The sequence below is a fragment of the Desulfoferrobacter suflitae genome, assembly GCF_022603395.1.
GTDB classification, from domain to species: Bacteria; Desulfobacterota; Syntrophobacteria; order Syntrophobacterales; family Syntrophobacteraceae; genus Desulfoferrobacter; species Desulfoferrobacter suflitae.
This window is the reverse complement of the sequence record NZ_JAIBKA010000011.1, coordinates 37,983-50,955: the sequence shown is the minus strand read 5'-3', so window position 1 is coordinate 50,955 and position 12,973 is coordinate 37,983. Positions and strand designations below refer to the sequence as shown.

General features: G+C 60.0%; 7 protein-coding genes. 4 read left to right on the top strand and 3 right to left on the bottom strand.

Annotated elements, in window-relative coordinates; genetic code table 11:
• Window positions 1-14: 14 nt before the first annotated feature.
• From K1V27_RS17750 to K1V27_RS17735, 4 genes are all read left to right on the top strand, one after another.
• On the top strand, window positions 15-1,238 hold the full coding sequence (locus K1V27_RS17750) for an FAD-binding oxidoreductase (protein ID WP_258931398.1): 1,224 nt from the start codon (window positions 15-17) through the stop codon (window positions 1,236-1,238).
• A gap of 128 nt (window positions 1,239-1,366) precedes the next feature.
• Window positions 1,367-1,630 carry a sarcosine oxidase subunit delta gene (locus K1V27_RS17745; RefSeq protein WP_258931397.1) on the top strand — a complete coding sequence of 88 codons (264 nt, stop codon included), beginning with the start codon at window positions 1,367-1,369 and terminating at the stop codon, window positions 1,628-1,630.
• Window positions 1,631-4,552 (top strand): 2Fe-2S iron-sulfur cluster-binding protein, encoded by a 2,922-nt coding sequence (locus K1V27_RS17740; RefSeq protein ID WP_258931396.1) that lies wholly within the window; start codon window positions 1,631-1,633, stop codon window positions 4,550-4,552.
• Window positions 4,553-4,564: 12 nt separating this feature from the next.
• Entirely contained in the window at window positions 4,565-5,221 is a 657-nt protein-coding gene (locus tag K1V27_RS17735) for a hypothetical protein (RefSeq protein ID WP_258931395.1), read from the top strand.
• Window positions 5,222-5,354: 133 nt separating this feature from the next.
• On the opposite strand, the gene cmoB is transcribed toward K1V27_RS17735, so the two are convergent.
• Genes cmoB through uvrA form a run of 3 tightly spaced genes read right to left on the bottom strand, consistent with a single transcriptional unit; the run spans window position 5,355 to window position 12,771 of the window.
• A complete protein-coding gene (gene cmoB, locus K1V27_RS17730) occupies window positions 5,355-6,329 on the bottom strand; it encodes a tRNA 5-methoxyuridine(34)/uridine 5-oxyacetic acid(34) synthase CmoB (protein ID WP_258931394.1) in 975 nt (324 codons plus the stop codon).
• A complete protein-coding gene (gene cmoA, locus K1V27_RS17725; protein WP_258931393.1) occupies window positions 6,326-7,063 on the bottom strand; it encodes a carboxy-S-adenosyl-L-methionine synthase CmoA in 738 nt (245 codons plus the stop codon). The genes cmoB and cmoA overlap by 4 nt, the downstream gene beginning before the upstream one ends.
• An 11-nt stretch (window positions 7,064-7,074) precedes the next feature.
• On the bottom strand, window positions 7,075-12,771 hold the full coding sequence (gene uvrA, locus K1V27_RS17720; protein WP_258931392.1) for an excinuclease ABC subunit UvrA: 5,697 nt from the start codon (window positions 12,769-12,771) through the stop codon (window positions 7,075-7,077).
• Between the last annotated feature and the right edge of the window lie 202 nt (window positions 12,772-12,973).

Genomic DNA, 12,973 nt, shown 5'->3' with positions numbered 1-12,973 from the left:
GACGGGGAGAATTTATGCTTGGTAGAGGGAAGCGACTCTGGAGCAGGTCGAAACGGCTCAAGTCCAGCTACGATGCGGTCATCATCGGCGGCGGCCTGCACGGGCTTGCAACCGCCTACTTTCTCGCCACCCGCCACGGCATGAACCACGTTGCCGTTGTCGAGAAGCGCTACATCGGCTTTGGCGGTGCCGGCCGCAACACAGCAATTGTGCGAGCCAACCAGCGGACTCAGGAGAACCTGCCCCTGTACAAAGAAGCCCTGGAGTTATGGCCGGTTTTAACCCAAGAGCTCGATTTCAACTTGATGTTTTACAATTGCGGCAACTTGAACCTGGCTCACAGCGAAGCGGCCCTCAAGGCCATGCGCCTGCAGGTGGCGTCGGCTCAGTTCCACGGAATCGACAGTCGCCTGATCGACCCCAAAGAATGCAAGGAACTGGTGCCGGCTCTGGACGTTTCGGATCGACTCCGCTACCCCATATACGGCGGCATGTATCACCCGCCCGGCGGCATCGTGCGGCACGACGCGGTGGTATGGGGTCTGGCAAGCGGAGCGTCGCAAAAGGGCGTCGACATCATTCAGGGGGTCGCGGTCACCGGCATCGGGGTGCAGGGCGGGAGAATCACAAGTGTCGAAACGGACCACGGCACAATCACCACACCGCGCGTGCTCAATGCCGCCGGTGCCTATGCCGCCGCCATATCCTGTGAAATGCTCGGCATGCGCCTGCCCATCAGTGTGCTGACCATTCAGGCCATGGTGACGCAGCCGCTCAAACCGATCCTGCATCATGTGATTTCTTCCGGCACGTACCACTGTTACGCCAATCAGACCCTCAAGGGCGAAGTCGCCACCGGCGCGCACATGGACCCGTGGCCCAACTACACCACCCAGTGCACGGCCCACTACATCAAGCACCAGGCCGAAGCGCTGACGCAACTGCTGCCGTGCCTGAAAGGCGTCAAATTCATGCGGGCGTGGGCCGGACTGGCCGACATGACCCCCGACATGGCACCCATCATCGACGGCAACGATCCCGTCCGCGGTTACTACCTGGATTGCGGCTGGGGCTACTTCGGATTCAAGTCGTGCGTGGTCACCGGCAAGTACCTGGCCGATTTCATGGCTTCGGGCGTCTGTCCGCAGATCCTGCGGCCGTTCACCGGGCGGCGCTTCGAGCAGCACCGGCTGATGGGGGAAACACCGGCTCTGGTGCACTACAGCCCGGACAATTGAGCTGACTTTTCTCACAGCGCACCCAGAGAGCGCAGAGACGACTGAGAATTGACACAAACTTAGGACTCCGTGTCCTCTGCGCGCTCTGCGAACAATTTGGCAGCGCTGAATTCAGCGAAGGAGACGGCATGGCACTCACCATCACATGCCCCATCTGTGGCAAGAGAAGCGGCTATGAATTTCGCTTCGGCGGTGAAGACAAGGGTCCCCCGCCGCAGGCAGCGGGCTTGACGCCTGCGGCGTGGTGCGATTACGTCCACAGGAACAACTGCGTGGCCGGGGTACAGAAGGAATGGTGGTGTCACCGGCAGGGATGCGGCACATGGTTCAGCATCTACCGCGATACCACCAAAAACCTTGAAGTGGCGGGACCTCAATCGGAGGATGTTTGAATGAAACGGCTAGCGGGTTTGCCCACGCTGCGGGTCAATTCTGCCAGGGCAGTGAGCATTGAATATGACGGCAAACGGTTCCATGGAGTGGAGGGAGATACGGTCGCCACGTTGCTCTATGCCAACGGCACCCGGATCTTTTCGCGCAGTTTGAAGTACCACCGGCCGCGCGGGCTTTACAGCCTGGACGGACAATCGAGCAACACCTACGTGGATGTCGACGACATTCCCAACGTGTGCGCCGAGAATACTTTCGTCGGGAACGGCATGCGGGTGGAGCCCCAAAATGTGCTGGGGACTCCGGAACACGACTGGATGGCGTTCATGGACAAACTCAGTTGGGCCATGCCGGCCGGCTTTTACTATACCATCTTTCACAAGCCCGCCCGATTGTGGCCCATCGCCGTCAGGCACATTCGCAAGACGGCGGGTTTGGGATCACTGTCACCGGATGTGGAGTTGCGCGGCCGATTTGATCAAATCTATCCAGCGGCCGACGTATGCATCATCGGCGCAGGCCCCGCCGGCATGAGTGCGGCGCTCGCAGCGGCGGCACAGAAGCTGCGCGTCATCCTGCTGGAATCCCGGCCGTGGCTGGGAGGATATTTCGATTACCGGACGCGCAACCACAAACCGGGCATGCCGCTCTATCTGAGGGGCAGGCAATTGGCCGATCAACTGGAACAGGCACCCAACATTCGCATTTTCAAACACACTGCAGTCATCGGCTGCTACAGCAACAATCTGATCACGGCATTCCAAAGAGGCTCGGAAGCAGACTGCTTCGCTGAGCGCTATGTGCAGATTCGGGCAGAAAGCGTGGTTGTGGCCACGGGCTGCATCGAGCGGCCGCTGCTGTTTGAAAACAACGACCGTCCGGGCATCATGCAAATCGGCTGCGCTCACAGGCTGGCGCGCACCTGGGGTGTGCTTGCGGGCGAACAAGCGGTGTTCAGTATCGGTCATGATCTGGGAATCGAGGCGGCCATCGATCTCCACGATTTGGGTTTGTCCATTGCGTGCGTCGCGGATGTTCGGGAGGACGGGTGCGATCCCGCCCTGCCGCCCCAGCTCGAGGCACGCAACATTCCCTTCTACCCCGGCTGGGTCGCCGCAAAAGCCCACGGCAGGAAGGTATTGAAGAAGGTCACCTTGACCAACCTTTCCGGCGTCTGTAAACAGCAATTTGACTGCGATACGCTGGTCGCTTCTGCCGGCCTGACTCCTGTTACCGGGCCGCTTGCTCTGGCCGGCGCAAGGCTTGAATACGATGCGCACACGGGCTATTTTCTACCGACCGGCATACCGCAAAAGATGCACGCCGCAGGCAGGATGCTCGGCCTGGAAGATCCGACGGCCATCGAACTGAGCGGACGGCTCGCCGGACTGCGCGCCGTCGCCGATTGCGGGATGGCCGTCGGAGCAACGATCAGCGGTGTGGAAGAAGAGCTGGCAAAGCTTCCCGGACCGGCCCGCGGTTCCAAGTTTGTCGTCGCGCCGGTCGAGGGCAAAAAGACATTTGTGTGCTTCGATGAGGACGTCACCATCCAGAACATCGATCAAGCCATGCGGCTGGGCTTCGATGTCACTGAACTGATCAAGCGTTTCACCTCAGCCGGCACCGGCCCCGGACAGGGCGGCATTGCGGGGCATAACCTGCCACTCTATGTAGCGCTGACCCATCGCTCTCCTGATCTTCATCCGCGCCCCACCACCGTGCGCCCTCCGTTGGTGCCCACCCTCCTGGCGACCTACGCAGGGACCAACCATCCCATGAGCAAACGTACCCCCGTGCATGCTTCGCAGGTGGCGGCGGGCGGCGTGATGGAGCGCCTCCAACCGTGGCAGCGCGCCCGCCGATTCTGCGCCGACACAACGGCACGCGCGGAAATCGAAAATGTGCGCACCAACGTCGGCATGCTGGATGCTTCCACCCTGGGTAAATTCAGGATCTTCGGCCCGGATGCCTTGAAAGCGCTGCAGCGGGTTTACGTAAGCGACATGGCCCGGGTGAGCACTGGTCGAATGTACTATTCGGCCATGTGCAATGAAGACGGCTGTGTGATTGACGACGGCGTGGCGACACAAATCGCCGAAAACGACTATTATTTCACCACCTCGACCGGGCGTGCGGGAGAAACCAGCGAATGGATTCGCTACCACACCCGCTACGACCGTTGGGATTTCCATATCATCAACCTGACCGACGCCTATGGAGTCATCAACCTGGCCGGCCCCAATGCCAGAAAAGTCCTGGAGAAAGTGGTCGATGGCGCTGTTTCCAACGAGGCCTTTCCCTTTCTGGGATTCCGCGAGTTCATGGTGCACGGTGCGATTCCAGTCCGAGCCATGCGCCTCGGTTTTGTGGGAGAGCTCTCGTTCGAGCTCCACGTGCCCTCTTCCTACATGCAGTCCCTGTGGGACATTCTGGAAGAAGCCGGGGAGGAGTTCGCTATTTGGAATTTCGGGCTGGAAGCCCAAAATACCCTGCGCCTGGAAAAAGGCCATGTGATCCTTGGATCGGAATCCGAACAGCGCACCACCCTGCACGATATCGGATTGGGGTTTTTCTGGCACCGCGACAAACTCGAAGCGCAAACCGTCGGCGCAGTCGCCCTCAAACAGACGGAAAACGATACCAGCCGCCTCAAGCTGGTCGGTTTCAAGATGGAAGAGCCGGCTGCGCGCGCTCCTCGAGACGGTTCACCCATTGTTGCCGAGAGAATTCGCGGATACGTCTGTACCGCCCGCTACAGCTATGCTCTCAAGGAACCCGTGGGAATGGCACTGGTGGAAGGCTATCTGGCGAAAAACGCAACACGGCTGACGATTTTTGAAGACGACTGTAAAGGTGAACTGATGAAGGCAAAAGTAGTTCCAATGCCGTTTTACGACCCGACAGGCAAACGCATGAGGATGTGAGAGGAGATCTTTATGGCCACCATCGAACGCCGATCTCCTGTTGCTTTTCCGGTGCGGGCGGTGCGCAGCACAAAGATCGGCCATTGGACCGTGGTGCAGCAATACACAAACGAGGGCGAAGGCCCCTGGCTCATCGACCTCAGCCACCACCCCAGGTGGGATCTACAAGACGCTGATATCAGAAGGTGTAAACCTTTCCCCGTGAACGTGCCGGTTGATCCGGGAACATGCACACTGGACCGGGGCCTTCTGGTGAACCGCATGAACCGGACGCAGTGCTCCATCTGGCATCTTCTCGGCGATACACCGCAACCGCCCGCCGATCCCGTCTGCACCGAAACAACCGATGCCACCGCTTTGATGGCTCTGGCCGGAGGCAAGGTCTTTGCCATCACGGAAAAACTGACCAACCTGGATCTCACCGATCCCGGGCCGAAGCCCCCTTTTCTGCTGCAGGGACCGTTTTGCCATGTCGCCTGTCAACTGGTCATCGCCCAGCGCCGCGACCTGGATGGAACCTTGCTGCTTGCCTGTTCACGCGGATACGGTCAGGACATGGCGCACGCCATCCTGCAAGCGGGCGAGGAATTTGACTTGCGGCCTGCCGGGGAGGACCAGTGGCGTAACCTGTTAAAACAGATTCAGAATGAACGTTCAGAACGTTTTTGAAGGCTTGACTTACGGCATGGTGGTCTAATTGGACAAGACCGACGTCGTCAAGACCAACTCGGTCCTTAAAAACCGAGTTGGTCTGAATCGTCCGGTGGGGAAACACAAGATTTGCGCACGAAGCACCATGCTTTCATGGAGCGTTTGCCAGGAAGATGGCGCGCCGGGGAGCCGGCAGACCTTCGACGGTGAGCAGCGAATTGTGCGGGTCCAGATAGTCCGCCAGCGACTCGAAGGTCATCCAGTCGGTGCGGCGCTGTTCCTCGGGGGTGGTTGCGCTCACATCGATGAGCCGCACGTTGCGCCAGCTGCAGCGTTCCAGCCAGGCCTGCAAAGCCGCACAGGACGGGATAAACCACACGTTGCGCATTTTTGCGTAGCGGCCTTGCGGCACCAGCACCTGCCCGGCATCCCCGTCGATCACCAGGGTCTCCAGGATGAGTTCACCACCGCTGCGCAGGCAGGAGCGCAGCTGCAGCAGATGATCAAAGGGAGAACGCTGATGATGCAGGACCCCCATGGAAAAAACCGTGTCGAAGGCCTGCAGATTAGGGGGCATCACCTGAATGCTCAAGGGCAGCACATGCACCGGAAAGGTGGGCAGGTAATGCTTGATCGCCCGGAACTGCCAGACATACAGCAGGTAGGGATCGATCCCGATCACCAGCCGCGCCCCTGCCCCCAGCATGCGCCAGCAATGGTAGCCGTTGCCGCAGCCCACATCGAGCACCAGTCGCCCTTCAAGGGATTGGATGTGGTTGCACAGGCGGTCCCATTTCCAATCCGAGCGCCATTCCGCATCAATGGTAATGCCGTAGACGGAGTACGGCCCCTTGCGCCAGGGATGAAAGCGGCGCAGCAGTTCTTCCAGCCTGCGCCGCACCGTGCCATGGCAATCCTGCGGTGCGCCCACACGCACCGCCGCCGAACGTAAATCCACCGAGGAAGGCCGCACTGCAGGCAGCTCTTCCAGCAGCGCCCGCCACTTTTCCATGTCCCCGTGGCGCTCCGCACGGCAAGCCTCATCCAGCCGTGCCGCCAGCAATTCCGACAATGGTTCCGGAACAGTCCCTGACAGATCGTTGAATAATGGGCTGAAATCGATCATTTCAGCGCCAGTATGGACATGAAGTTGAGACATTGAAACCATACATCGCAGCTGGAAAATCCCACCGCCCGAAGGCGCTCGAGATGCGTTTCGATGGTTTCCGGATAGAGCACTCTCTCCAGGGCCGTGCGTTTCTGGCTTATCTCCAGGTCACTGTAGCCCTCGGCCCCCTTGAAGGCGTGATGCAGGTGAGTGAAGCGCTCCGTCTGACGGGGATCGGCAAAGGTGATCTTTTCCGATAAGATGAGCGCCCCGCCGGGAACAAGTCCCTGGTGGATGTTTGCGAGCAACTCGATGCGACGCGTGCAATCAATGAACTGCAGGGTAAAATTGAGCACCACCACCGACGCCCGCTCGATGTTCACCTGCAGCACATCGGCGCACATCAGATCCACCGGGGCCCTGGGGCGGGATTGCCCAAGAATCTCCCGACAGCGTTGCAGCATGGCTGAGGAATTGTCTACACCGACAATCCGGCAGCCGGGCTGCTGGATATGCCGGGCCATGGACAGACTGGCCGCTCCCAGGGAGCAGCCCAGATCGTAGCACAGGGTGTGCGGCTGCACATGCCTTGCAGCCAGAATCCCGAGGAGAGCGACGATCACGGGATAGCCCGGAACCGATCGACGAATCATGTCGGGAAAGACCCGGGCCACATCGGCGTCGAACTGAAAATCGCCAACCGGCTGCCGGGGTTCGAGGTACAAAGAGTCATGGTCAGAAAGCTGCTTCATGGCGGGTCCAGTCATGCACATATGCTGGTTTCGCTGTGCAACTGCTGAGACAATGCGCGAGCCGTTGCCGAATTTTCCGTCTGATTGAGCAATTCGAAGGGCGTTCCGGCTGCCACCACGCGACCGCCCTGGTCACCGCCGCCCGGCCCCAGATCAATCACGTAGTCGCTCGCCCGGATAAAATCCAGATTATGTTCGATCACCAGGGCCGTATGCCCATGTTCAATTAAATGGCGCAGCACGTCAATCAGCCGCTTCACGTCCGCGCGATGCAGTCCCGTGGTCGGTTCGTCCAGCAGGTACACGGTGTGCCCGTGATGGTTCCCCAGTTCGCTTGCCAGTTTAATACGCTGCGCCTCCCCCCCCGAAAGGGTGGGACTGGGCTGCCCGAGAGTCAAATAGCCCAATCCCAGACCCACCAGAACACGAAGCGGTCGGGCGATCCCGGGCACCGCATCGAACAGCTGTGCCGCTTCTTCGATGGTCATGGCGAGCACATCGGCAATGCTCCTTTCCCGGTAGCGGATGACCAGAGTTTCCCTGTTGAAACGGCTGCCGCCGCACGTTTCGCAGGGTACGTAGACATCGGGCAAAAAGTTCATCTTCACCTTGACCTGCCCCTGCCCTTTGCACTCTTCACAGCGACCGCCGGCCACATTGAAGGAAAATCGTCCCGGCAGAAACCCGCGCATTTTGGCTTCAGGCAGCGCCGCAAACAGTTTGCGCACGTCATCCCACACTCCCACGTAAGTCGCCGGGATGGAACGTGGCGTGCGTCCGATGGGATTGTGATCCACCTGCAACACTCGGCAAACGCTTTCCTGGCCGCGCATGCGGTGGAAGCTCGAATCGCCGGCGCCGTAGATCCTGCCCAGGTGCTCCAGCAGCCCCCGGTAGATCACTTGGTGCAGCAGGGTGCTCTTGCCGGCCCCTGAAACCCCGGTCACGCAAGTCAGCGTCCCCAGCGGGATGCGCACCTCGATATCGCGCAAATTGCGCGCCCTGGCTCCCTCCACGTGCAACCATTGAACCTCGCTGTCATTGTCTACCGACGGTTTGCCGGCGGCATGGCACATAACCGCTTCCAGCGGTTTGCCAAACCACCGCCCGGTCAGGGTATCCGGCTGCCTGCACAGGTCCCTGAAGCGCCCCTGGGCCACCACGTGCCCCCCTTCGCGGCCGGCCCCGGGCCCCAGTTCGATCAGGGAATCGGCCCGTTTCATGGTTTCCGCATCGTGTTCCACCACGACGATGGTGTTTCCCTTTGTTTTGAGTCGCCGCAGGCTGCGCAGCAGCCGCTCGTTGTCGGCCGGGTGCAAACCGATGGTCGGCTCATCCAGGATGTAGCAGACCCCTCGGAGGTTTGAACCGAGCTGAGCCGCCAGCCTGATGCGCTGCGTCTCGCCGCCCGACAGAGTATCGCCGGATCGATTCAGGGCAAGATAATCGAGTCCCACCTCCTTTAAAAACACCAGCCGCTCGTGGATCTCTTTGGAAATTGGCGCGGCAATGGAGCGTTCGCCATCGTTGAAACGCAGCCGCCCATAGATCTTGCGAAACTCTGAGACGCTCAAGGCGACCAGATCTCCGATGGATTTCCCCTTTACCAGAACCGAGCGTGCCTGAGGATTCAAGCGCTGCCCTGCGCATGCGGGGCACGGCACCTGATCATGGAACGGCTCGAGCGCGTACCAGGCTCCGTCCTCTTCCTTCACATCCGCCACCAGATCGAGCAAACCCGGGAATTTGCCCCTGTTGCCATGCAACATGGCCTGGCGGACGTCCTCCGGCAGCTGGTAAAAAGACTTTTCCGGGTCAATCCCCAGGTCTTCCAGCCAAAACCGCTCCAGGCGTTTTTTCACGCGCCCCCGCGGGCGGATCATGAAGGCGGCGGCCAGCTTTTTTGCCTCCAGGAAGGGCAGCAGGCCATCTTTCAGCGGAACGTCGGGTGCACCCAGCAGCCGTTCCAGGTTGAAGCGCTGCGTTGTGCCGACTCCGCTGCATTGGGGGCAAGCCCCCTGCCGACTGTTGAAGGAAAACAGCCTGGGATCGAGCGGCGCGAGCCCCTGCTGACAGTGAGAGCAATACAGGTGCTGGCTTAAAACCGCCCACCCCTGCCCTTCCAGGTGCAACGAACCGCCCCCCATGGCCAGGGCCTGTCTGAGTCTTTCCCTGAATGCGTTGGACCACAGGGACGCTTGATCCAGCTCGGGAATCAGCACCTCGATGTCGTGCTCGCGATAGCGGTCCAGCCTGGGTATGGGATCGAGCGGCATCCATCGGCCGTCCACACGCACCGTCTGGTATCCCATTTTGAAAAGTCGCGTAAAGAGGTCGCGATAGATTCCCTTGCGACCTCGAATGAGCGGCGCAAGCACCTGCACCCCGCCGTTGGAAAGCTTTTGCTGCAGGATCGAAAGGATGCGGTCGAAGCTCAGGGCTTCCAACGCTTGGCCGCAGTGGGGGCAGTGCTGCCGCCCCAGTTTGGCAAAAAGCAGCCGCAAGAAATGATAAATTTCCGTTATGGTGCCCACGGTGGACCTGCGCGTGAGCTGACTGGTGCGCTGTTCGATGGCCACCGTCGGAGGCAGACCGAGTATCTGGTTGACCTCGGGTTTTTCCAAAATTTTGAAATACTGGCGCACATAGGTCGACAAACACTCGAGGTAGCGGCGCTGTCCTTCGGCAAACAGTACGTCAAAGGCGAGGGTGGATTTGCCGGAACCGCTGAGCCCGGTCAAGACCATCATTTCATTGCGATTCAAACGGATTTCATCCAATTGCAGATTGTGTTCCCGGGCACCGCGCACCACGATGCTCGAGTCATCCTGCGATGGTCCTGGCGAAGCGGCCTGGTTCGCCCATTCCTGCCTCGCCGTGGCAGGTATGGAATGCTCTGCTTCGCAGGGCATTTTGCCGACCCCCGCCATTCTTTCCTTCAGGCAGTGCCCGGTGTGGCTCTGGGCATGAGAGCTCACCACTTCCGGCGGACCTTCCACCACCAGGCCGCCCCCCTGTTCACCTCCTTCAGGACCGAGATCGATGAGCCAATCGCAGGCTTGCAACAGGTCCAGGTTGTGTTCGATGACCAGCACGGTGTGGCCGTTGTCGACAATTTGCTGCAGCACCCCCAAAAGCTTTTGCAAATCGTGCGGGTGCAATCCGGTGGTCGGTTCGTCCAGCAGCAGCAGTGTGCGCCGTCCAACGCTGCGGGCATTGTTCTGCCCCTTTGGCCGGGCGAGATAACGGACCAGTTTAAGCCTTTGGGCCTCGCCGCCGGAAAGGCTGCTGAGGGGTTGCCCCAGACGCAGATAGTCCAGGCCGATGGCCAATACGGGATGGAGCGCCTTCGCCAGGGGCTCCAGGTCGGGAAAAACCGCCAGCAGCTCCTGCGCGGTGCACTCCAGCATGTCACCAATGGAAAGACCGTGCGAGCGGATTTCCAGAATTTCTTCCTTGAAGCGCCTGCCGCCGCATTGCGGGCAGCGGATGTACACATCGGCCAGAAACTGCATCTCGACGTGTTCGAATCCTTCGCCTTTGCACAATTCGCAGCGGCCGCCGGGAACATTGAACGAAAAATGCCCGGCCGAGTATCCCCGGGCTTGCGCTTCGGGAGTCTGAGCCAGCATCTTCCTGAGGGGGTCCAACGCTTTGGTGTAGGTCAAAAGATTGGCTCGCGGGGTTCGCCCCACCGGCTGCTGGTCGACCAGAATCATGTTATCGATCAGTTCGAGCCCCTCGATGGCGTCGCACAACCCCGGTTGATCGGCGGGTCTGCCGACGCTGCGCAGCCAGTTGGCGTAGAGTGTCTTTTCAATCAGGGTGCTCTTACCCGAACCGGAAACCCCGCTGACTCCGATCAGAAGCCCGAGCGGGAAGCGCACGGTAAGGTTCTTTAAATTATTCTCACGTGCCCCCGTAAGCACCAGTTGCCGGGTTTGATCCGGCAGGCGCCGCCTTGCTGGGGAGGTAACCTGCAGACGGCCGCTCAGGTATCCGCCCGTAACACTCTGCTCACACTCCGCCAGGCCCTGGGGCGTCCCCTGGTAGACGATTTCCCCTCCCCTTTCGCCGCCCTTTGGACCCATGTCCACCACTTCGTCACAAAAACGGATCATGTCGGGATCGTGTTCGACCACCACCACCGTGTTTCCGAGGTCGGCCAAGCGTCGCAGCTGGCTCATCAGCCGCCTTTGATCACGGGCATGCAACCCCACGCTGGGTTCGTCCAGCACGTACAGCACGTTGACCAGCGCCGAACCGAGAGCGCGCGTCAGATGCACCCGTTGTACCTCACCCCCGGAAAGGGTGCGCGACTGACGGTCCAGGGAAAGATAGTCGAGCCCCACCGCCTTGAGAAACTGCAGCCGGCTGCGAATCTCGTCAACCAGCAGTGCAGCCGCCGCATCCCGTGCCAGCTGCGGCCACGGCTGGTCGAAAAAGTTGAGGCAGCGCCCGATGGACCAGGCACTCAACTCATCGATGGGCACATGGCGCAATCGGTAGAGTCGAGTCATCGGCTGATAGCGGCTGCCTCCGCACGCCGCACACGGCACATAAGCGCGGAAGCGCGACAGGAAGACACGCACGTGCATTTTGTAAGTCTTGGTTTCCAGCCACTCGAAAAAGCCATGGATCCCGTAATATCCTTTGGTACCGTTGATGATCTTGTCTTTGGCCGAAGCGGGCAGCGCTACAAAGGGAACATCGGTTGGAATGCCCTGTTTTCGGCAAAACTCCATCAGATCGTCAAATTCCATCCGATCAATGCCCCACGGCTTGATCGCCCCCTGCTCCAGGGAAAGGGTCGGATCGGGAATGACCAGATCCACATCCACTCCGATGCTGCGGCCGAATCCGCGGCATTCCGGGCAGGCTCCAAGCGGCGAGTTGAAGGAGAACAGGTTGGGTGTCGGCGCGGCGATGGGTTCGGCGTCCGGACAGCCGGCGCAGCGCAGCTCAGCACTGAACCGGCGCACCTGGTCGGGGAAAATAACCACGGCGCTGCGGCCGCCTCCCATGCGCATGGCCGTCTCCAGGGAATCCAGCACGCGCTCAGGGGGAATTCTGCCCCAGGGGATGCGATCGACCACCACCAGGATTTCCCTGTCAGCAAGGTCTCTGATGGCACCGGGATCGAGGCTTTCCAGGTCAACCACCCGGGCATTGACAAAAATGCGTAAAAAACCTTGAGAAATCAGGTAGCGCACCCATTCCTGCCGGGGCTTCGGTTGATAGGGAAAAGTGACCAGAACCCGGCTGTCCGCCGGAAGATCGTTCAATTTCTGCAGAATGCTTTGCGGATTATCCTGCTCGACGGGCTTTTCACAGTGCGGGCAATGGGGCACTGCCAGGCGGGCGTAGAGGATTTTCAGGTGATCGTTGATTTCTGTAATGGTACCGACGGTCGAACGTGAACTGCGCACGGCGGTGCCCGATTCAATGGCGATGGCGGGGGGGATGCCGTCGATGGATTCGACCCGGGGCGGATCCATGCGCTCCAGAAACTGGCGCACATAGGGCGAAAAGGTCTCCACGTACCTGCGTTGGCCTTCGGCATACAGGGTGTGGAGTGCCAGGCTCGATTTGCCCGAACCGCTCACGCCGCTGACGGCGATCAATCGATTCAACGGCAGATCCAGGTCCAGGTTTTTCAGGTTGTGTTGGCACACACCCCGCAAGCGAATCACATTGTCGCCGGACAAGAGAATATTCCTTTCTGATCACAAATCTAGCCACAAACAAATTTCAGCAGAGATCGCTGCACGATAAAACGCAAAGATTGTAACCGATCATGAGCCAAAAGAAACTTGGAGAAATGTCGGGCGGTGGCCTCGCCGGACAAGCTCCGGCGCGGGATTGCACGGGCATGACGGGGCCCATGAAGGGGCGTCTGTCGGGCAAAGG